General features: G+C 56.7%; 24 protein-coding genes. 7 read left to right on the top strand and 17 right to left on the bottom strand.

What is annotated here, in order from left to right:
• Positions 1–36 precede the first annotated feature (36 nt).
• Positions 37–267 carry a hypothetical protein gene (locus AC07V8_RS06160; protein ID WP_494679456.1) on the top strand — a complete coding sequence of 77 codons (231 nt, stop codon included), beginning with the start codon at positions 37–39 and terminating at the stop codon, positions 265–267.
• Between the two features lie 8 nt (positions 268–275).
• Complete coding sequence (locus AC07V8_RS06165; protein WP_494679457.1) at positions 276–689, top strand: hypothetical protein; 414 nt, start codon at positions 276–278, stop codon at positions 687–689.
• A 272-nt stretch (positions 690–961) separates the two neighbouring features.
• On the opposite strand, the gene AC07V8_RS06170 is transcribed toward AC07V8_RS06165, so the two are convergent.
• Positions 962–1,237, bottom strand: a complete 276-nt coding sequence (locus AC07V8_RS06170) for a hypothetical protein (RefSeq protein WP_494679458.1) — start codon at positions 1,235–1,237, stop codon at positions 962–964.
• Positions 1,238–1,373: 136 nt separating this feature from the next.
• Here AC07V8_RS06170 and AC07V8_RS06175 point away from each other — a divergent pair, with 136 nt between their 5' ends.
• The 5 genes from AC07V8_RS06175 to ppsR all read left to right on the top strand — a co-directional run bounded on the left by AC07V8_RS06175 (position 1,374) and on the right by ppsR (position 5,170).
• Entirely contained in the window at positions 1,374–2,300 is a 927-nt protein-coding gene (locus AC07V8_RS06175; protein ID WP_494679459.1) for a ParB/RepB/Spo0J family partition protein, read from the top strand.
• Complete coding sequence (locus tag AC07V8_RS06180) at positions 2,281–2,676, top strand: hypothetical protein (protein WP_494679460.1); 396 nt, start codon at positions 2,281–2,283, stop codon at positions 2,674–2,676. The genes AC07V8_RS06175 and AC07V8_RS06180 overlap by 20 nt, the downstream gene beginning before the upstream one ends.
• A gap of 49 nt (positions 2,677–2,725) precedes the next feature.
• The gene (locus AC07V8_RS06185) at positions 2,726–2,935 is read left to right on the top strand and encodes a DUF4224 domain-containing protein (RefSeq protein WP_098497284.1); all 210 of its coding nucleotides are present in this window, start codon (positions 2,726–2,728) and stop codon (positions 2,933–2,935) included.
• 1 nt (position 2,936) lies between these two features.
• Positions 2,937–3,965 carry a tyrosine-type recombinase/integrase gene (locus AC07V8_RS06190; RefSeq protein ID WP_494679461.1) on the top strand — a complete coding sequence of 343 codons (1,029 nt, stop codon included), beginning with the start codon at positions 2,937–2,939 and terminating at the stop codon, positions 3,963–3,965.
• A gap of 356 nt (positions 3,966–4,321) precedes the next feature.
• Positions 4,322–5,170 (top strand): posphoenolpyruvate synthetase regulatory kinase/phosphorylase PpsR, encoded by an 849-nt coding sequence (gene ppsR, locus AC07V8_RS06195; RefSeq protein WP_494679462.1) that lies wholly within the window; start codon positions 4,322–4,324, stop codon positions 5,168–5,170.
• 21 nt (positions 5,171–5,191) lie between these two features.
• On the opposite strand, the gene AC07V8_RS06200 is transcribed toward ppsR, so the two are convergent.
• The 16 genes from AC07V8_RS06200 to rpsB all read right to left on the bottom strand — a co-directional run bounded on the left by AC07V8_RS06200 (position 5,192) and on the right by rpsB (position 21,067).
• Positions 5,192–5,977: a TrmH family RNA methyltransferase gene (locus tag AC07V8_RS06200; RefSeq protein WP_494679574.1), complete on the bottom strand. Its 786-nt coding sequence runs from the start codon at positions 5,975–5,977 to the stop codon at positions 5,192–5,194.
• Positions 5,978–5,982: 5 nt separating this feature from the next.
• Positions 5,983–6,606, bottom strand: a complete 624-nt coding sequence (rnhB, locus tag AC07V8_RS06205; RefSeq protein WP_494679463.1) for a ribonuclease HII — start codon at positions 6,604–6,606, stop codon at positions 5,983–5,985.
• 49 nt (positions 6,607–6,655) lie between these two features.
• On the bottom strand, positions 6,656–7,822 hold the full coding sequence (gene lpxB, locus AC07V8_RS06210) for a lipid-A-disaccharide synthase (RefSeq protein WP_494679464.1): 1,167 nt from the start codon (positions 7,820–7,822) through the stop codon (positions 6,656–6,658).
• A gap of 1 nt (position 7,823) precedes the next feature.
• Positions 7,824–8,612 carry an acyl-ACP--UDP-N-acetylglucosamine O-acyltransferase gene (gene lpxA, locus AC07V8_RS06215; RefSeq protein WP_211443678.1) on the bottom strand — a complete coding sequence of 263 codons (789 nt, stop codon included), beginning with the start codon at positions 8,610–8,612 and terminating at the stop codon, positions 7,824–7,826.
• A 4-nt stretch (positions 8,613–8,616) separates the two neighbouring features.
• Positions 8,617–9,132, bottom strand: coding sequence for a 3-hydroxyacyl-ACP dehydratase FabZ (gene fabZ / locus AC07V8_RS06220; RefSeq protein ID WP_494679465.1), 516 nt, complete (start codon positions 9,130–9,132; stop codon positions 8,617–8,619).
• Positions 9,125–10,192 carry a UDP-3-O-(3-hydroxymyristoyl)glucosamine N-acyltransferase gene (lpxD, locus tag AC07V8_RS06225; RefSeq protein WP_494679466.1) on the bottom strand — a complete coding sequence of 356 codons (1,068 nt, stop codon included), beginning with the start codon at positions 10,190–10,192 and terminating at the stop codon, positions 9,125–9,127. Before lpxD ends, fabZ begins: the two co-directional genes overlap by 8 nt.
• Positions 10,193–10,217: 25 nt before the next feature.
• A complete protein-coding gene (locus AC07V8_RS06230; RefSeq protein ID WP_494679467.1) occupies positions 10,218–10,745 on the bottom strand; it encodes an OmpH/Skp family outer membrane protein in 528 nt (175 codons plus the stop codon).
• Between the two features lie 83 nt (positions 10,746–10,828).
• Positions 10,829–13,225: an outer membrane protein assembly factor BamA gene (bamA, locus tag AC07V8_RS06235; protein ID WP_494679468.1), complete on the bottom strand. Its 2,397-nt coding sequence runs from the start codon at positions 13,223–13,225 to the stop codon at positions 10,829–10,831.
• Between the two features lie 70 nt (positions 13,226–13,295).
• Entirely contained in the window at positions 13,296–14,669 is a 1,374-nt protein-coding gene (gene rseP, locus AC07V8_RS06240) for an RIP metalloprotease RseP (RefSeq protein ID WP_494679469.1), read from the bottom strand.
• A gap of 29 nt (positions 14,670–14,698) precedes the next feature.
• Entirely contained in the window at positions 14,699–15,865 is a 1,167-nt protein-coding gene (gene ispC / locus AC07V8_RS06245) for a 1-deoxy-D-xylulose-5-phosphate reductoisomerase (RefSeq protein WP_494679470.1), read from the bottom strand.
• Positions 15,866–15,872: 7 nt separating this feature from the next.
• On the bottom strand, positions 15,873–16,697 hold the full coding sequence (locus AC07V8_RS06250) for a phosphatidate cytidylyltransferase (protein ID WP_494679471.1): 825 nt from the start codon (positions 16,695–16,697) through the stop codon (positions 15,873–15,875).
• Positions 16,697–17,461 (bottom strand): polyprenyl diphosphate synthase, encoded by a 765-nt coding sequence (gene uppS, locus AC07V8_RS06255; protein WP_494679472.1) that lies wholly within the window; start codon positions 17,459–17,461, stop codon positions 16,697–16,699. The genes AC07V8_RS06250 and uppS overlap by 1 nt, the downstream gene beginning before the upstream one ends.
• Positions 17,462–17,575: 114 nt before the next feature.
• Positions 17,576–18,136: a ribosome recycling factor gene (gene frr, locus AC07V8_RS06260; protein ID WP_098493353.1), complete on the bottom strand. Its 561-nt coding sequence runs from the start codon at positions 18,134–18,136 to the stop codon at positions 17,576–17,578.
• A gap of 118 nt (positions 18,137–18,254) precedes the next feature.
• On the bottom strand, positions 18,255–18,971 hold the full coding sequence (gene pyrH / locus AC07V8_RS06265) for a UMP kinase (protein ID WP_038491057.1): 717 nt from the start codon (positions 18,969–18,971) through the stop codon (positions 18,255–18,257).
• 241 nt (positions 18,972–19,212) lie between these two features.
• Complete coding sequence (tsf, locus tag AC07V8_RS06270; RefSeq protein ID WP_211443668.1) at positions 19,213–20,094, bottom strand: translation elongation factor Ts; 882 nt, start codon at positions 20,092–20,094, stop codon at positions 19,213–19,215.
• A gap of 220 nt (positions 20,095–20,314) precedes the next feature.
• Positions 20,315–21,067 carry a 30S ribosomal protein S2 gene (gene rpsB, locus AC07V8_RS06275; protein WP_014005317.1) on the bottom strand — a complete coding sequence of 251 codons (753 nt, stop codon included), beginning with the start codon at positions 21,065–21,067 and terminating at the stop codon, positions 20,315–20,317.
• Positions 21,068–21,249: the final 182 nt, after the last annotated feature.

Below are 21,249 nucleotides of genomic sequence, written 5' to 3' on the forward strand. Positions count from 1 at the left end.
ATTTCCGATTGAACGACTCTACTTATAAGGACCGCAATGAATACCAACGAATCAACTAACACCGTCGCTCACATGCTGGATACCGTATTGGAGCTGCTGCAGCTGAAGAATGATGCCGCCCTTTCCCGCACACTTGAAGTCGCGCCGCCGGTCATCAGCAAGGTACGCAACGAGGTACAACCACTCGGCTCCACACTGCTGGTGAAGCTGCATGAGGCCACCGGCAAGTCCACCAAGGAAATCAAGGCGCTGGCAGGTATCGAATAAGTACTGACATGAAATCTAACTTCGCTCAGAAGCGCAAAATCGAGAGGACGGCGAAATCATTTTTCATGATCAATCATCCATCTAACTTTACGTTTAGCTCCGCGAAGCGCGGTTTCTTTTCTATCCATTGGCAGATCTCTACATGTATAAATCGCCCCGCTCGCAATTTGATAAGACCAAGTCCATTCCCCTTTTTCGCCTTCATAAACGTCGACCGAGTAATAGATGCCTTTGTACTCAAAATTATGTCTCATGCCCGCCCCGCTGCCGAAAAGGCGCTTCTTCCGCAAGCAACCTTGCCAGATTGCGATGCGAGCATGAAATCACCTACAAACATGGACAAGATCTTTGGCGAATGCGACTCCCTGATCACGAGCAGCGTCCCAGGTATCGGAGGGTTCAACCGCTGGCGGCTGCAGTAACACCCCGTCAATCAAAGCAGCCCAACGATACTTACCACTATTAGTTATCGTGCTTGCGACTTTGATCTTGTGCCCTTCATGTTCCGTCTCGAATTGTGGCATTTATTTCCCATAAATAGTTTCCATAAGGAAAATTTATCACGATAAATAGCCATTTCATACTGGTAAAAATACAAGCAATTCCAGCTGAGTCTGATGCAAACCGTTATTGGTCATGCTCTCGAAACTGGGAGGATTGACTAGCGAATATGCACAGCAAGTGCCGCACTTCATTATAAAGACAGAACTGAATGAACCGGGTCATTTCCGTCAACAATTAATTTTGCCCGTTGAAGTCCTGCGGCGACAGCAGCAGCCTCGTTGAGAAAATCTGGGAGCGGGTGCGAGAAAAAATATTTCTTACTGCCTTCTTTCGATTCAGCATCGCCTGGCCTGCAAATGAACGCGCTGTATGAAAATTTCGGACTATTGGCCGGAGACCCAAATTCCAGTATGGGCAGCACAGAGAGCTCAAATCCACTGTAAATAATATTCACCCGTTCAGCCATAAGTCCTCCAAAAAGGATAAGCAATCCTAACATGACCATATACCAGAAATGTGTAACAAATCCCTCTTCGTCGAGTGTATTAAGCCATAAAGCGAACCTAACTCGTTCGCATTTATTCAAAAATAAGGAACAGAAAATGACAGAAAATATGTCAGGAGCGGTGTCATTGAAGGTGCTAGCCGAACGAAAAATCGACGGCGTCCAAAAAACCACGCGATTCCAGGTTGATCCATGCATCATCGAAATTGAGCCTGGATTCAATGGGCGCCCAATCGATCAAGAACATGTCGATTCGATCAAGGCATCAATTAAGGCCGGTGCAGAACTGGATGCGTTGGTGGTTCGGGTCGAGGACGGTCGCATCATCCTGGTTGATGGCCACCATCGACTCACAGCCATCCTGCAATTGATCGCCGAGGGCCTTGAAATCCTCCGCATTGATGCACGGCAGTTCCGTGGCAATGATGCCGAACGCATTGCCCACATGCTCACCAGTGCTCAAGGCAAGCCGCTGACACCTCTTGAACAAGGCCTGCAATATCGCAAACTGATCGGCTTCGGCTGGACGAATCAAGAGGTCGCGTCGAAGGTCGGAAAATCCACGAACTACGTGTCGCAGATGCTGACATTGGCAGAGTCCAATAGTGACGTGCAAGGCATGGTGGCGCGCAAAGAGGTTGCTGCCCATGTGGCCCTTGAAGTCGTCAAGAAACATGGCAGCGGCGCGGGAAAAGTACTCGCAGGGCACTTAGAGACGGCTAGGTCTGCGGGTAAAACCAAGGTCACAAAAAAAACAGTAACGCCTACCGAACAACCTACGCCTCGACCAATTTACGGTGACCTGCTGGATACACAGCGCCTCGACTATCTGATCGATCAGAAAGCTGTTGTTTTCCATGGCGGGAAAACGGTGTCTGGCGAAGACAAAAAGGGGTTCTGGCTATTGTGGCCGAATATTGATGAAACGCAGCCTGGTATTTTTGAGAATCCCCGAGCAGCCATTGACGTAGCTATGCAATCCCAAGCGGAGAAAGAAAAGCACGATGATTACAATTTTGCCTGACGAATTCGCAGCGCTGCAGCGCATGAAGGATTGCTTCGAAGATGGCGACGGTCACAATGTCGCCGCGCCGATGGTCCAGCGTCTTGCATGTATCGGCCTGATCCGTAGAACGCATGCGCAGCACTATGAGTTTACTGAATTCGGCCGAGCCGTCATGCAGCACGGAAATTATCCGGTAACCGGATTAGGTAGCGATGACACTTTGCGCATAGATTGGCTAGATGCGCAGGAGCATATCCACGCACATCAATGGCAGCGCGGTCCGCGAGGTACTCCAATAAAGACTAGCTTCTACGATCAAAATTATGTGCTGATTGCAGAAGGAATATCGCTACGCCATGCCATTGATGCGGCCATGCAAGGTCAAGCGAGGTAAGGCAGATGAAGAAAGTGAACTATCAAAGATATACGGATGGGACTAAATGATGAGTACTTTTCTAGACGACGACGAAGTAATCAAGCTGACGGGCCGAAAAATGAAAGGGCAGCAAATCGATACGCTACGAAAAATGGGATTGCCATTTTTCGTCAATGCAACTGGACACGCTGTAGTTGCTCGATCAGCCATTGATGGGCGAAAAGAATCTAAGCCACAGCGTACATCATGGACCTCCAGCATAGTGAAGGCATTTTGATATGGGGCGCACTCCAACGAGAAACAAAAATTTACCCTCTGGAATGCGTGCCAGACATCGCGGCGCCAAAACATATTTCTATCTGGACAGCGGCGCGAAACCTCGTAAGGAAATTCCGTTGGGGGCCGACTATGCGCTAGCAGTACAAAAATGGGCTGAGCTGACCGTCAGCAAAGCTGCGCAGCCTGATCTAATCACGTTCCGATACGTTGCGGAGCGATATATCAGGGAAGTGTTGCCAACTAAAGCGCCTGCGACGCAACGAATCAACCTCTCTGAATTAAAGCGCCTATACGTGTATTTCGATACTCCGCCGGCACCGATCAATACGATTGAGCCAAAGAACATCCGCATGTATATGGACCTGCGCAAAGGTAGTCCCGTTTCAGCAAATCGTGAGAAGGCTCTGTTCAGCCACATTTTTAACTTTGCCAGGGAAAAAGGACTTACAAGTAATCCGAACCCATGCGCAGGGATCAAAGGCAATAAGGAAAAGGGACGCGACGTGTACATCGACAATGCAGTCTTTTCCGCCGTCTGGAACGCCGCCGATAGTCCACTGCGGGATGCGATGGATCTTGCATATTTAACCGGCCAGCGACCTGCGGATGTTTTGAAGTTCCTGCACTCCCACATCATTGATGACGAGTTGAACATTCAGCAAAACAAGCGCGGCAAACGGCTACGCATCAAAGTCAACGGAGAACTTGCCAAAGTCATTCAACGGATCAACGACAGAGGCCCCACAGGCGAACATCTCATTCAAGACGCATTGGGTCAAGGCTTGCCATCATCAACGCTTCGTAGCGCGTTCCAGACAGCACGTGAGACTGCAATCGCGGCTAATCCAGAAATCGCCGATCAAATTGCAGTATTCCAGTTTCGAGACTTGCGCGCCAAGGCCGGGACGGACAAAGAAGAAACGAGCGGAATTGCAGCTGCGCAAGATCAACTAGGGCATTCAACCGCTACAATGACGGCCCGATATGTCAGGCATCGGCGCGGGAAATTGATCGATCCGACCAAATAAAACAGTTCCGCAAAAAAATGAGGGCCGCGCCAGCATTGGGTCGTAGCTGCGCAAAGTTTACTCATTTGCGGAACGGATTTTAAGTTAAGCTATTGATTTCATTATGTTATGTAGAAGATAAGAAATCTTCACAATTGCCTTCGCCATCCTTGGCTTTTTGTTATTCTTCGTCGGACAGCTTTAAATATTCAGTTGGCTGCCATTTTATGCCAATTTAACGCCGAAAGGCGTACAAGGCGGCAGGCACTTCACAGCAAGCTAGAACGCAGGCTCGGTAAAAATTTCCGCGCCGGCCTGGCTACTGGGCTAGCCTTGATTTTTTCGTTGGTTTTATTTGTTCTTTTTTTGATAATATTATGCTCAATGCTGCTCCCGCCCCGCTGGTCCCCGCCAATCGCACTGTGTTCTTCGTTTCCGACGGCACCGGCATCACCGCCGAGACTTTCGGCCATTCGGTGCTGACCCAGTTCGAGCTACGTTTCAAGCAGGTGCGCCTACCTTTCATCGACACCCTGGACAAAGCCTACGAGGCGACCCGCAAAATCAATGAGGCGTCTGCCGCAGACGGTAAACTGCCTATCGTTTTTTCCACGCTGGTGAAAGCCGACCTGTCGAAAGTTATCCAGCAGGCCAAGGCCATGCACATGGATCTGATCCAGACCTTTGTGAAACCGCTGGAAAAGGAGCTGGGCGTCAAGTCTACCCACACCATAGGCCGCAGCCACAACACCGCCAACACCGACGAATACAAGAACCGCATCGAGGCCATCAACTTTTCGCTGGCGCATGACGACGGCCAGTCGCACAAGAACCTGGCCGATGCCGATGTGATCCTGGTTGGCGTCTCGCGTTCCGGCAAGACGCCGACCAGCCTTTACCTGGCCATGCAGTTCGGCGTAAAGGCCGCCAACTATCCCTTGATTCCGGAAGATTTCGAGCGCGACAGACTGCCGAGCGGCCTGTTGCCGTTCAAGCAAAAGATATTCGGCCTGACCATCGCCGCCGATCGCTTGTCGGAAATCCGCAACGAGCGCCGTCCAGGCAGCAAATATGCGGCGCTGGCGAACTGCCGTTATGAAGTGAATGAAGCGGAAAAGATCATGCGGCGCGAAGGGATACGCTGGATGTCGTCGACCACCAAGTCGATTGAAGAAATCGCAGCGACGATTTTGCAGGATATCAAGCCGGATATACGGACGTTCTAGACACCGGAGCAGCGGCAGATCTTATGGACCGGTCTGGCGCAGCTGCTCAAAGAAACAAACCGCCGCCGCTGCGGCAACGTTTAGCGACTCCATCTGGCCGCGATGCGGAATCACCACTTGCTGGCTGGCCAGCTGCAGCAAATCTTCTGCCACGCCCTGGCCTTCGTGACCGAACAGCCACGCCAGCGATCCGCTCAGATCAGCTTGATAGATGCTTTGCGTTGCGTAGGAACTGGTGGCGAGCACCGGCACCCGCGCCGCCGTCATCAGCGCAGCCAGATCGACGCCCTCAAAAATATCCAGTATGAAATGAGCGCCCATCCCTGCCCGCAGGACTTTCGGCGACCATGCCGATGCACTGCCTTCGGAGCAGTAGATTTGCCTGATGCCGGCAGCGGCGGCGCTGCGCAGGATGGAGCCGAGATTGCCCGGATCCTGCAAATTGTCGAGCAGAACGGCAGACTGCGTCAACGCCGGCGGCAGCTCGAACTTGGGCGTTTCGATGACGAACAGCAGGCCAACGCCATGCTCGACCTGGCTCAGCACCTGGTATTGCGCATCCGGCAGCACGATGCACTGCACCTTGCCAGCCTGGCATTGCCTGATCAGGGCGGCGGCCTCGTCATGCGCCAGCGCGCTCTCGCTGGCGACGCACAATGCCGGCTGGCCGGCATGTTGCAGATACGCTTGCGCCAGGTGAATTCCGTCCAGCAAAGTACGGCCGGCCTTGCGGCGGGCCTGCGCGCTGGTCGCCAGCAGTTTCAGCTCCTTGTATAAAGGATTGGCGGCGGATGTGATGCTTTTCATCTGATTCATGCCTTCCCCGTTGCAGCGCTGGTCGCCAGCAGGGCGCGCACTGGCGCATACGATTTGCGGTGCACCGGCGAAACCCCATGCAGCCGCAGCCGCTCCATATGCAGTGCTGTCGGATAGCCCTTATGCTGATCGAAAGCATAGTGGGGATATTGTTGATGCAAGACTTCCAGCGCGGCGTCGCGCGCGGTCTTGGCGAGGATCGAGGCAGCCGAAATGGCTTGCACCTTATCGTCGCCCTTGATGATGGCCTCGGAACGAATGCTCAGCACCGGGCAGCGATTGCCGTCGATCAGCGCCAGCGTCGGCAACACCGCCAAGCCCTCCACCGCACGGCGCATCGCCAGCATGGTAGCCTGCAATATATTGAGGCTGTCGATCTCGGCCTCAGAACATTCGGCAATCGCCCATGCCAGCGCATTGGCCTTGATCTGCCCGGCCAGCAGCTCGCGCCGTTCCGCCGTCAGTTTCTTGGAATCGCGCAAGCCGCTGATCGGCCGCGCCGGGTCGAGTATCACTGCAGCGGCAAACACCGGACCGGCCAAAGGGCCGCGGCCAGCTTCGTCGACGCCGCAAATGGTTTCGCCGTCGTAGGAAAAAAGAGAAAGATTAGGATCGGTCACGGCATTCCACAAAATAGGGGACGCCGGACCAGGCCGGCGCAAATCAGGATCAGCGTTTGTTCTGCGCAATCACCTGCAGCACGGCTTGTGCGCTTTCATTGGCGGTGTCGCGCAACAAGCTGTGATGCATGTCGGTAAAGCGCTGCCTCAGCATCGCCTGATGCGCTGGATCTTCCAGCTGCTTCCAGAGTGCATCGGCCAGCGCCTGCGGCGTAGCATTGTGCTGCAACAGCTCCGGCACCAGGAATTCGCGCGCCAGGATGTTCGGCAAGCCTATCCAAGGCTGGTAGCTCATGTGACGCATGATTTCCCAGCTGGCGCGCATCATCTTGTAGGCGATCACCATGGGCTTCTTGTACAGAGCAACTTCCAGCGAAGCCGTGCCCGAAGCCACCAGCACGCCGTCGGCGGCGGCCATTGCGGTGTGCGACTGGCCATCCAGGATCTGCAGCGGCAGGTCCTTCAAACCGGCCTGGCTGAGCAGCTCGCCAAAGAACTTGCGCTGCTTCTCGCCCGCCATGGGCGCGATGAAGCGCATGCCGGGATCACGCTGCGCCAGTATCCTGGCGGCTTCCACAAAAGCGATGGTGTTGTGCTTCAGTTCGCCCATGCGGCTGCCGGGCATGATCGCCACTACCCGGCCTGCAGCCGGCAAGCCGAGCGCGCTGCGCGCCGCCGCCACATCCGGCTCCATCGGGATCACCTGCGCCAGCGGATGGCCGACATAGGTGACGGGGATGCCGGCCTTGCGATAAATCTCGGCTTCAAACGGGAAGATGACCAGCATGTGCGAAGCCGCCTTCGCGATCTTCTTGATGCGGCCGCCGCGCCATGCCCAGATCGACGGCCCGATGAAGTGGACGGTGGGAACGCCGCCCTGGCGCAGCTGCGCTTCCAGGCCGAAATTGAAATCCGGCGCATCGACGCCGATGAAGACGTTCGGCTTCTCCGCCAGCAGCCGATCGCGCAGCGTGTTCTGGATGCCCTTCAGTTCGCGATAGTGAGCAAGTACTTCGAACAGGCCGTTGACCGACAGCTTTTCCATCGGCCAATCGCTGACAAAACCGTATTCAGCCATCCTGGCGCCGCCGATGCCGTGCATGCGCGCATCGGGCAAATGCGGCCGTAATCCTGACAGCAGGCGCGCGGCCAGCAGATCGCCGGAAGTTTCGCCGGCGACCATGGCGATGGTGACATTGGCGTTGCTGTCCGCCATGTCAGCGGATGATGCCGCGCGTCGAGGATGCGATGAATTCACGCATCTGCTTCAGGTAGGCAGCCGAGTCCGGCGTCTTGGCCTCTTCCAGCGCCAGCGCAGCCATGGCTTCTTCGAGCGGCAGGCCGGCGCGATAGATGGTGCGGTAGGCGCGCTTGATGGCCATGATCTGCTCGCTGCTGAAACCGCGGCGGCGCAAGCCTTCGCTGTTGATGCCGGCAGGTTCGGCGCGGTTGCCGGCCGCCGTCACGAAGGGCGGAATGTCCTGGCTGACGGCCGCGGTGAATGCCGTCATTGCATGCGCGCCGATGCGGCAGAACTGATGCACGGTCGTGAAACCGCCGAGCAGCACCCAGTCGCCGATATGCACATGGCCGGCCAAGGTGGCATTGTTGGCGATCGTGGTGTTGCTGCCGATCTGGCAATCGTGCGCCACGTGCACATAGGCCATGACCCAGTTGTCATCGCCGATACGAGTGACGCCGCCGTCCTGCACGGTGCCCAGGTTGAGGGTCACGAACTCGCGGATGGTGTTGCGGTCTCCAATCTCCAGACGGGTCGGTTCGCCGGCGTATTTCTTGTCCTGCGGCACGGCGCCGATCGAGCCGAACTGGAAAATCGAATTGTCGCGGCCGATGGTGGTGTGGCCTTCGATCACAGCGTGCGGGCCGACCTTGCTGCCGGCGCCGATCACGACGTCCGGCCCAATGACTGTGTAAGCGCCGACTTCTACTGAACTATCGAGACTGGCCTTGGGATCGATGACGGCGGTAGGATGAATGCGCGTCATCGGATCACGCTGATGGAGTGGCGTCGGCGATGGTCGCCGCAGGAGTGGACGCTGCGCCGGGGCTGACCGCGGTGCGCATGGTGCACATGAATTCGGCTTCTACCGCCAGTTCGCCGTCGACGCTGGCGATGGCCTTGTATTTCCAGATGCCGCGCACTACGCGCACGATCTCGACTTGCAGCTTGATCTGGTCGCCTGGCTCAACCGGGCGGCGGAAACGCGCCTTGTCGATGCCAAGGAAATACACCACGGTATTTTCATCCGGCTTGCGGCCTTCAGTCAAAAATGACAACAGCGCGGCGGTCTGCGCCAGCGCTTCAATCGTCAATACGCCCGGCATCACCGGCTTGTTCGGAAAATGTCCGTTGAAGAATTCTTCATTGATCGTGACATTCTTGATCGCAGTGATCGACTTGCCGCTTTCCCAATTCAATACGCGATCAACCAGCAACAGCGGATAACGATGCGGCAGGTAGGTTTTGATCTGATTGATATCTAGCGTTTGGTTTGGACTATTCATTATCTTCTTGGGTAAGCTGTTGTGATAACTGTTTAATGGATTTCTCCAGAGACCGGATTTTCTCACGCATTGCATTCAGATTGCGTACCAGGGCGGCAGATTTTTCCCAGTCGCCATGCTTGGCAATCGGATAAAACCCGGTATATTGCCCCGGTTCGGAAATCGAGCGCAAAGCCAGCGTTCCGGCCGACACATGCACGTGATCGGCAATGGTGATGTGGCCATGGATCATGGCGGCGCCGCCTATCGAGCAGTATTTGCCGATCCGGGCGCTGCCGGCAATTCCCGCGCACGCTGCAATCGCGGTATGGGCGCCGATATGGCAGTTATGGGCGATCTGGATCTGGTTGTCCAGCTTGACGCCCTCTTCAATCACGGTATCGGCCAGGGCGCCGCGGTCAATCGTAGTATTAGCGCCGATTTCGACGTCGTCGCCGATTAGCACGCGCCCGGTTTGCGGAATCTTGATCCAGGCTCCGCCATCGTTGGCAAATCCGAAACCGTCGGCGCCGATCACCACGCCGGAATGAATGATGGCGCGCTGGCCGATCTCACAGCCGTGATAGACGGTAACATTAGGATAAAGATAACTGCCCGCGCCTATCCTGACGCCAGCACCAATCACGCAACCGGCATCGATACGGACATTCTCGCCGATGACCGCGCCGCTGCCGATGACCACATTGGGGCCGATGCAGGCACTGGCCGCGACCTCGGCGGCAGGATCGACGCTGGCGGCCGGATCAATTCCGGGAATCACGGGAATTGCATTCCTGGCAGCAAAAAACTGCGCCGCCCGGGCAAAGTACGCATAGGGATTGGCGGCGACAATGCGCGCGCCATGATAGTCGGCGCCGACCGCCGCATCATCCGCGGCGGACAGGATGACAGCAGCAGCCTGCGTTTGCGACACCTGGGGGCGGAATTTTGGATTCGAGAGGAAGGTGATCTGTGATGCGGTGGCATCGCTCAGCGGAGCAATGCCGGATACCTGGGTATCCGCATCACCGGTCAATTGGCCACCTAAGCTTTCGACCAATTCTTTTAGCCGAATGCTCATACTGATTGGCCTTAACAGAATGTACTTATTTATTGAGGATCTTCAGCACTTTATCGGTGATATCAATGCGCGGGCTCACATACACGCCGCCTTCCTGAAACACCATATCGTACTTTTCCGCTTCGGCGATCTGCTTGATCGCCTTGGTGGAACGCTCCAGGACAATCGCCAGCTCTTCGTTGCGGCGCTGGTTCAAGTCTTCGCGGAATTCACGCTGCTTGCGCTGGAAATCCTTGTCCAGATCGCTCAGTTCGCGCTGGCGCTTGTTGCGCTCGGAATCCGAAATCACGGCTGAATCCTTGTCCAGCTTGTCCGCCTTGGCTTTCAAGGTAGCTGCCTGGTCCTGCAATTCCTTGTCGCGCTTGGAAAATTCGCTTTCGATCTTGGTTTGCGCCACTTTGGCCGGGTTGGCCTCGCGCAAAATGCGCTCGCTGCTGACGAAGGCGATTTTCGAGCCCTCATCCGCATGCACCGGCGCGGCCGCCGACAGTGCGCACATAGCCAGCACAGCGGCCGACGGTAAGGATGTAAATGATTTAATTAGAGATTTCAACACTATTCTCCGCAATTCAAATGATGCAACTTGTGCATTATGCCATTCTTGCCAGAATCTGCACGGCGCAGACCCCGGCGGGTTTAGAAGCCCGTGCCCAACTGGAACTGGAAGGACTGCGTCTTGTCGGTCGGCTTCGCATTCAGCGGCTTGCCGTAGCTGATCTTCAAAGGACCGATAGGCGAAACCCAGCTCAAACCGAGACCGGTAGAATACCGCAACTCGCTCAACTGCATCGGTTTCTTGTCCGCATAGACCTGGCCGCTGTCGAGGAAGGTGAACCAGCGCAGGGTACGGTCGCTGCCGGAACCCGGGAACGGGAACTGCAATTCCATGTTGCCGAACACGCGCGAGGCGCCACCCATCGAATCGCCGTACTGGTCGACGTTGGTGCCGACGCCCAGTGTCGAACCCTCAAAACCGCGCACGGTGCCGATACCGCCGGCATAGTAGTTCTTGAACACCGGATACGGCTTGCCGCCGATGCCGCGGCCGTAATCGATTTCACCGTTCAAGGCCAGCGTTGCCGCATTGCCCCAGAATGGCTGGAAGTACTGATGCTGATAGCTTGCGCGGTAATAGCGCAGGGTACCGACTGCCGACACTTCAAGCGTGGCGCGCTGGTAGCGCCCCTTGGTCGGCACCAGCGCGCTGTCGCGGCTGTCGCGCTGCCAGGCAGCCGTCAGCGGGAAGCTGTTGGTGGTGGCGGCGGCAGGATTTTGCAAAACGTCATAGCTCTGGCCGTTAGGCAAGGTCTGACCGCTTGGCACCAGGACGCCGTTGCCGAAATCATGGACATACTGCTGGTACAGCAACGGGCTGGAGCTATCAGCCTTGACGTTGGTGTTTTCAATGCCGACGCCGAAGAACACCGTATCCAGTTCCGAGAACGGCACGCCGAACTTGATATCGCTGCCGATGGTGCGGACACGATAGTCACCGGTGGTGTATGGCGACGGCCGCACGGTGCGCAGATACACGTTGTAGGTGCGGCTGATGCCGTCATCGGTAAAGTAAGGATTGGTCTGGGACAGCGCGATCACCCGTGAGTAGCTGCTGGTGTTCACATCGAGGCCGATGGTGTTGCCGCTGCCGAAAGCATTCTGCTGCTGGATCGAACCGGACAGGCTCAGCTTGTCGGTCTGCGAGAAACCGGCGCCGACCTGGATGTTGCCGGTAGGCTTCTCGGTGACCGCCATGTTGATGTCGACCTGGTCGGAGGTGTTCGGCACTTCCGGCGTTTCGATACCGACGTCCTTGAAATAGCCGAGGCGGTCGACGCGGTCGCGCGACAGCTTGATCTTGGAACCGTCGTACCACGAGTCTTCGAACTGGCGGAATTCGCGGCGCACCACTTCGTCGCGCGTCTTGGTGTTGCCGGTGACGTTGACGTGGCGTACGTAGACGCGCTTGCCCGGATCGACCAGGATGGTAAACGCTACTTCCTTGGTTTCGCGGTTCAGGTCCGGATTGGCGTTGACGTTGGCGAACGCATAGCCGAAATTGCCCAGGCGCTCGGATATCTTCTTGGTGCTGTTGTTGAGCTTTTCGCCGTTGAACACGTCGCCTTTTTTCAGTTCCAGCAAGGACTTGAGTTCATCTTCGCGGCCGAACATCTCGCCTTCCATCTTGATGTCGGAAACTTTGTACTTCTCACCTTCGTTGATATTGATGGTGATGTAGATATCTTTCTTGTCCGGCGTGATCGACACCTGGGTCGATTCCACCTGCATCTCGATATAGCCGCGGTTCAGGTAGTAGGAACGCAGGGTTTCGATATCGCCCGACAGCTTTTCCTTGGCGTACTGGTCGGCCTTGGTATACCAGGTGAACCAGCCCGGCGAGCGCAGCTTGATCTGGTCGCGCAGGTCGCCATCGGAGAATGCCTTGTTGCCGACGAAGCGGATTTCCTTGATGCGCGATACTTCGCCTTCGTCGACGGCAAACGTGACATTGACGCGGTTGCGTTCGATAGGCGTGACGGTGGTCGTCACTTTCATGCCGTACAGGCCGCGCGACAGGTACTGTTTCTTCAGTTCCTGTTCGGCGCGATCGACCTGGGCCTTGTCGAAAATGCGTGATTCGCCGACGCCGATTTCCTTCAGCGCCTTGGTTAGCTGGTCTTTATCGAATTCCTTGATGCCGGAGAAGTCGACAGCGGCGATCGACGGCCGCTCTTCCACCATCACCACCAGCACGTCGCCTTCGGACTCGATCCGCACATCCTTGAAGAAGCCGGTGGCATACAAGGCCTTGATCGCCGCGGTACCTTTTTCGTCGGTGAACTGTTCGCCGACACGCACCGGCAGGTAGCTGAACACAGTACCGGCCTCCGTGCGCTGGATACCTTCAATGCGAATATCCTTGACCACAAACGGCTGCACCGCCATGACCTGGCCCGAACAGAGGGCGAAGGCGGCGGCAGCAATCAAACGACGGGGAAGAATCGACAAAGGGAAGTGCTCGGAATGTAATTTCATTAGCGATCGTTTTTTATCAATGTCCTTGTCCGCCACGATTGTCAGACAAGAGAGCCGAACTTAAAGGAGTTTAAAATAGGAGCCGAACGATGTCGTTAAACATGGCGACCATCATCAACGTCATCAAAATGCCGATGCCTGCGCGCTGTGCAATTGCACCAACCCGTTCAGGAATGGGGCGTCCGGTCAAAACTTCCAGCGAATAATACAGCAAAAGACCACCATCTAGAACCGGAATGGGGAGCAAATTCATGACGCCCAGGCTGATGCTGATAAAGGCGATAAAGCTCAAATAGCTGAATGCGCCGATGCGCGCGGTCTGGCCGGCGTAGTCGGCAATCGTGATCGGTCCGGTGATATTTTTCCAGGAAACCTCGCCGACAATCATCTTGCCCAGCATTTTCAAGGTCAGGATGCTGCTGTCCCAGGTCCGTTTTGCTCCTTTGGCAAGTGCCTGCAGGGGCGGACTGCTGGACAGCACCATCTCCGGCATCGTAGGTAACAATTCAACCTTGATGCGGCCGATCGTCCCGTCTTTGGATTGCTGTGCCTCCGGCGTGATATCCATGTTAAACACATTGCCGTTCCGCAGTCCGGTCAACGTCAGCGGCTTGCCGGGAGAGGCGCTCACCTTGGCGATGAAAGCCGCGCTATCGGCAATGGTCTCGCCATTGATCGCGGTGATCAGGTCGCCATTCTGCAAACCCGCTTTCATGGCTGGTCCGTCAGGCTGAACTTTACCGACGATCGCCTTGCCCAGCGCCAGCTTGATGCCCAGCTTGCCGAGATAATCGCCTTCCAGGTCCTTGGTCGACACGCCGTCGGTCGACAGGTTGACCGTATCGAGCAGGTGGTTGCCGCCCGCGGCAGCTGGATTTGCATGGCGCACGTCTAGCTTCACCGGCGCCTTGTCGACTACCGCCTGCATCACTTTCCAGCGCAATTCGTTCCAGGTCTGGACCGCTTCGCCGTTGACGCCGGTAATCAGGTCATCGGCACGCAAGCCGGCCTGGTAGGCCGCGCTTTGCTCCGGCACCGCCCGCACCCTCGGGGTCGGCTCCATTTCGCCATAGCTGTACAAGCCGGCGAATAGCAAAATAGCAAGAATGAAATTCGCCAGAGGACCCGCGGCGACAATCGCGATGCGCCGCCATACCGACTGGCTGGTGAATTCCCGCTTCATGTCTTGCGGTGAAATGCCCGATACATCTTGCTCGCGGGCATCCAGCATCTTGACGTAGCCGCCCAACGGCAGGATGGAAAGCGCCCACTCGGTCTGGTCCGGGCCGAAACGGCGCGACCAGACAATCTTGCCCATGCCAACCGAAAAGCGCAGCACCTTGACGCCGCACAAGCGCGCAACCCAATAGTGGCCAAGCTCGTGGATGATCACCAGCGAACCAAGGGCGACGACAAATGCGAGGATAGTTTGCAGAAAGGCCATTGCCGTATATAAGTGTGCGATAGGTATGGTCAGGATATCAGGGCATTGACAGTCTGGCGCGCCAGGCGGTCTTGCTCAAGCAACATATCTATATCGGTCACCGCGCACAGCGGCAGGCTGTCCATGGTGCGAGCGATTAATTGAGCGATCATGCCGAATCCGATTTTTTCATCCAGAAAAGCTTGGACCGCGACTTCATTCGCGGCGTTCAATATAGTTGCGGCCGAACCGCCGGCCAGCAATGCATCATACGCGAGTTTCAGACAGGGAAAGCGCTGCAGGTCAGGCCGGCTGAACTGCAATTGCCCGATCACTGTCAGATCGAGCGGGCTGACGCCGGAGGCGATGCGCTCAGGATAGGCCAGCGCATGGGCGATTGGCGTGCGCATGTCGGGATTGCCGAGCTGCGCCAGCACCGAACCGTCAATATACGACACCATGGAATGGATCACGCTTTGCGGATGGATCACCACTTCGATCTGGCTGGCTGCGGCGCCGAACAGCCAGTGCGCTTCGATCACTTCCAGGCCCTTGTTCATCATGGTGGCGGAATCGACCGAAATCTTGCGGCCCATGACCCATTTGGGATGGGCAATCGCTTCTGCCGGCGTGACCGTATCCATGGTCTCCAGCGGCCGCGTCAGGAACGGACCGCCAGATGCCGTCAGCAGGATCTTTTCGACCCCGAGCGCCGCCGGCGAACGCTGATAGTTATGCGGCAGGCACTGGAAAATCGCATTGTGCTCGCTGTCGATAGGCAACAGCACTGCCCCGCTCTGCTTGACGGCGTCGATGAACAGCTGGCCCGACATGACCAGAGCTTCCTTGTTCGCCAGCAGGACCTTCTTGCCGGCCTTGGCGGCAGCCAGGGTCGGCTCCAGGCCGGCGGCGCCGACAATTGCAGCCATCACAGCATCGCAAGCGGAGGCGCTGGCAACCTGGCATAAAGCCGCGGCCCCGTGCATCACCTCGATCTCCGGCGCTTCTTTTAGCAGATTGCTCAGCTGCTGCGCAGCGGCGGCGCTGCCGACCACCGCCACCTGGGGCTTGAACTGCAGGCATTGCTGCGCCAGCTGTGCCACCCGGCTGTGGGCCGTCAGTGCATACACCGAATAGCGCTCCGGGTGGCGCGCCAGTACATCCAGCGTCGACATGCCGATCGAACCGGTGGAGCCGAGAATAGTAATATTTTGCATACCCGACCTAGAACCAGAAACTCAACAAAGCCGCCAGCGGCAGCACCGGGATCAGGGCATCGACCCGGTCCAGCACGCCGCCATGGCCCGGCAGCAGGTTGCTGCTGTCCTTGATGCCGGCGCGGCGCTTGAGCATGGACTCGAACAAATCGCCGGCGACGCTGGCGGCCACCAATACAGTCATGGCTGCCAGCAATCCTGCCCAGCCCCAGGTCGCCAGCAGGCGCATCGGGAAAGTATCGGCCAGCGCCGGCGTGAAACTGAAGCCCGCTGTCATCAGCAGCACCAGGACCCAGCCGCCGACGGCGCCTTCCCAGGACTTGCCGGGGGAAATCGACGGCGCCAGCTTATGGCGGCCAAAAGCCTTGCCGGAAAAGTAAGCACCGATATCGGCAGCCCAGACGATCACCAGCACCGACAGCAAATACATGGGCGAATGATGGAACAATACGACAATTGCGAGGAAACAGCCAAATATGGCGATGGCGTAAGTCGCCGCAATCAGCCGGTTGGCCAAGCTGGGCAAGGCCGGCAAGCCAAACGCCAGGGACGGCACAAACCGGAAGCACCAGATTGCCACGCACAGCGCGAACAGCAGACGTATATTGGGGCCGCTGCCGGCATACAGCACGGCGCCGAACAGGATCAGGGCAGCCAGCCCCCATGCCAGCGCGGCTTTCGCCGAGGCGCCGAATATGCGGGCGCTCTCCCAGATCGCGGCGCCGAAAAACAGCGTCGAGACCACGGCAAATGCAGGGTAATAATTGAAATACAAGATTGGCAGCAGTACCGCCAATAACAGTAACGCCGTGATGACACGTGTTCTTAGCATCAGGAAGCCTGTTCAACCAGTTGCGCGCTGGTGCGCCCGAAGCGCCGCTCACGCTGCTGGTAAGAGGCAATCGCCTTGTCCAGCTCGTCGGCGCCGAAATCCGGCCAGTAGGTATCGGTAAAGTAGAGCTCGCTGTAGGCCAGTTGCCACAACAGGAAATTGGAAATGCGCTGCTCGCCGCCGGTGCGGATGAACAGGTCCGGCTCAGGCGCATAGGCCATCGCCAGGTGCTGCGCCAGTTCGTCCTCGGAAAACGCATCCGCCGGCGCGCCGCTGGCGGCGCGGGCAGCCAGCATCTTTTGCACCGCCTGCATGACATCCCAGCGGCCGCCGTAGTTGGCGCAGATGGTGACCGTCATCGCGGTATTGCCGGCGGTCTTGCGCTCGGCGTTATCGATCATCTGCTGCAGCTTGTCGTCGAAACGGCTGAGGTCGCCCACCACTTTCAGGCGTATGCCGTTGGCGTGCATCTTGCCGACTTCACGTTCCAGCGCCACCATGAACAGGCGCATCAGCAGCGATACTTCATCGGCCGGCCGGCGCCAGTTCTCGGAACTGAAAGCAAACAGCGTCAGGTATTCAACCCCACGCGCGGCACAGGCTTCTACCGCGGTGCGCACCGCTTCGACACCTTTGCCGTGGCCGGCGACGCGCGGCAGAAAGCGGCTGGTGGCCCAGCGGCCGTTGCCGTCCATGATGATGGCTACGTGCTTTGGCACTGTCGGGCTGGCAGGCAGGGTTTGCGTGGAACTTGAATGGGCCATAAATAATGAGTAAGAAAGAATGCGTAGGGTGGGCACAGCGTGCCCACGCGTTACCGCGATAAGCGAAGTACAGACAGCGTGGGCACGTTGTGCCCACCCTACACAGGGAATGGCTTAAACCGTCAGGATCTCTTTTTCTTTATCGACCACTTGCTTGTCAATTTCGGCAACGAACTTGTCAGTCAGCTTCTGGATTTCGTCCTGCGCGCGGCGCTCGTCGTCTTCCGAACATTCCTTGTCCTTGACCAGCTTCTTCAAGCCTTCGTTGGCGTCGCGGCGGATGTTGCGAATTGCAATCTTAGCATCTTCCGCTTCGCCCTTGACCAGCTTGACCATTTCCTTGCGGCGCTCTTCCGTCAGCGCTGGCGTCGGCACCCGCACCAGTTCGCCCTGGGTCGATGGGTTCAGGCCCAGGTCCGATTCGCGGATGGCTTTCTCCACCACCGCAATCATTTTCTTTTCAAACGGCTGCACACCGATGGTGCGCGCATCGATCAGCGTCACGTTGGCGACCTGGCTCAAATTGGCGGGGCTACCGTAGTAATCGACCATGATGTGATCGAGAATGCCGGTGTGGGCGCGGCCGGTACGTACCTTGGCCAGATCGGCCCGCAAAGTCTCCAGCGACTTTTGCATTCTTTGATCGGTATTCTTCTTGACGTCAGCAATGCTCATGCTGCTCTCCTCTACGAAAACAAATTATATTAAATTGGCTGAATCTTATTCGCGTAACAGAATTGCGCAACGAATGTGCGCAATTATTGATTGCAAATCGACAAATCGGATAAATATCCTATACGTGCACCAGGGTGCCTTCATCCTCACCCAGGATGACGCGCTTCAGCGCGCCCGGCTTGATGATGGAAAACACCTTGATCGGCAGTTTCTGGTCGCGGCACAGGGCAAACGCCGTGGCGTCCATGACCTGCAGGTGCTTGGTGATCGCTTCGTCAAAGGTGATGTGCGAATAACGGGTCGCGGTCGGATCCTTGTTTGGATCCGCGCTGTAGACGCCGTCGACCTTGGTCGCCTTCAGCACGATTTCGGCGCCGATTTCCGAACCACGCAACGCCGCTGCAGTATCGGTGGTGAAAAACGGATTGCCGGTGCCTGCTGCAAAAATGACAACCTTGTCTTCTTCCAGATATTGCAGCGCCTTAGGCCGCACGTATGGCTCTACTACCTGTTCGATGCTGATGGCCGACATGACGCGTGCGGTGAGGCCGATCTGGCGCATTGCGTCCGCCAGCGCCAGCGAATTCATCACCGTCGCCAGCATGCCCATGTAGTCTGCGGTAGCGCGGTCCATGCCCTGGGCGCCGGGTGCGACGCCGCGGAAAATATTGCCGCCGCCGATCACGATCGCCAGTTCGACGCCGAGCTTGGCGACTTCGGCGACGTCGGCCACCATGCGCTCAATCGTTGCACGATTGATGCCATAGGCGTCATCGCCCATCAGGGCTTCACCGGAGAGTTTCAGGAGAACACGCTTGTAAGCTGGTTTTGTCATGGTCTGGGCCCCTTGTGGCTTTCCGATTGATATTGTGTTTTATCTAGTGCACTGCAGCGCCATTGTCAGGCCAAACTGCAGCAAAATCCACTATCAGGCTCTTTTTGGATAATCGGAGCCGGTTCCTGCCGCTTCCCCACCCTCTTGAGAGCAAGGATACGGCAAGGCATTCCTTAGTCCGTGGCCTGGGAAGAAAATTCCGCAGAGCCAAAAAAACGGGCCTTTCGGCCCGTATTCTTGCTTACGCCTGCTTGGCCGCAGCAACTGTCGCTGCAACTTCTGCAGCGAAGTCATCTTGTTTCTTCTCGATGCCTTCACCGACCACAAACATGGTGAACGCTTTCACGCTGGTGTTGGTAGCTTTCAGCATTTGTTCAACAGTCTGCTTGTCGTTCTTGACGAAAGTCTGGTTCAGCAAGGAAACTTCCTTCAGGAATTTCTGCACCGAGCCTTCGATCATCTTGGCGGCGATATCTGCAGGCTTGCCGGACTCGGCTGCCTTCAGGGTTGCCACCGAACGCTCTTTTTCGATCAGATCGGCCGGCACTTGCTCGGACGACAGCGAAACCGGCTTCATCGCAGCGATGTGCATGGCCACGTCTTTACCGACTTGTTCGTCAGCGCCGTCGAATTCAACCATCACGCCGATGCGTGTGCCGTGCAGGTAGGAAACCAGCTTGGCGGCAGTGTCGAAACGGGTGAAACGGCGGATCGACATGTTTTCGCCGATACGGCCGATCAGGGCAGCGCGGGTTGCTTCGACAGTGCTGTCGTTGAGCGGCAGGGCCGACAAGGCAGCCACGTCGGCCGGGTTGTTTTCGGCAACCAGCTTGGCGCAGGCGTTCGCCAGGGCCAGGAAGTCGTCGTTCTTGGTGACGAAGTCGGTTTCGCAGTTGACTTCGACCAGGGCGCCGACGCCGCCGGCGATGTATGCTGCCACAACGCCTTCAGCCGTCACGCGGGACGCAGCCTTGGAAGCCTTGCCGCCCAGCTTGACGCGCAGGATTTCTTCTGCCTTGTCCATGTCGCCGCCGGCTTCGGTCAGCGCCTTCTTGCATTCCATCATTGGCGCATCAGTCTTTGCGCGCAGTTCGCCTACCAGTGCTGCTGTAATTGCCGCCATACTATTCTCCTAGCTCAGTTGACGCTGTACCGGCGATCCGCTACTGCCATGCAGTGCGGCCAACAACCGGTGCGCCGTCATTCAAAATATTCAGGTAAATTCGGTGTAACTTCGTCGGTTCAACTCTGGTGTAACGCAAATGCAACACCAGCAAGTGATACAAAAAAAGGGGCAACCACGCCCCCTTTTTCTTCTGAGTATAAAACCTCAGATGCAGGGCTTAAGCCTGATCGTTAACTTCAACGAATTCGTCGCCAGCTGCGCCCTTGATGGCTTCAACTACGTCGTTCACTGCATTGGCACGGCCTTCCAGGATCGCATCGGCTACGCCGCGAGCGTACAAAGCGATAGCCTTGGACGAGTCGTCGTTGCCAGGAATGACATAAGTCACGCCGTCTGGCGAGTGGTTGGTGTCAACCACGCCGATCACCGGGATGCCCAGCTTGGCTGCTTCAGTGATGGCGCCCTTGTGGTAGCCGACGTCGATCACGAAAATGGCGTCAGGAATGCCGCCCATGTCCTTGATGCCGCCGATAGCTTTTTGCAGCTTGATCAGCTCGCGCTGGAACATCAGGCCTTCTTTTTTGCTCAGCTTCTCAACCGAACCGTCTTCAATCGAAGCTTCCATTTCTTTCAGGCGCTTGATCGATGTCTTGATGGTCTTGAAGTTGGTCAGCATGCCGCCCAACCAACGTTGGTCGACGAAAGGCGAACCCGAACGCGCTGCTTCAGCGGCAACGATTTCGCGCGCCTGGCGCTTGGTGCCGACAAACAGGATGTTGCCGCGGTTGGACGACAATTGGCGGATGTACTTCATCGCCTCTTGGTACATGCCCAGGGTTTTTTCCAGGTTGACGATATGAATCTTGTTGCGGTGACCGAAGATGAACGGCGCCATCTTTGGGTTCCAGAAACGGGTTTGGTGACCGAAGTGGACACCGGCTTCCAGCATTTCACGCATTGTTACGGACATAATTTTCTCCAGGGTTGGGTCTGGAATCTGCTCAGTCACTGTTTTGCCTGACGGCGGAAACAGCACCCTTTTCGAGCGGATTCGCGTTTCGTATTTAAAAAACCTACTTACAATTAAGACTAAGAACTACGGTATAGCCCGATAGCAATTTGAGCTAACCCAAGATTGTAACCCAAAACCCA

Source organism: Collimonas sp. GW821-FHT02H07 (assembly GCF_059421505.1).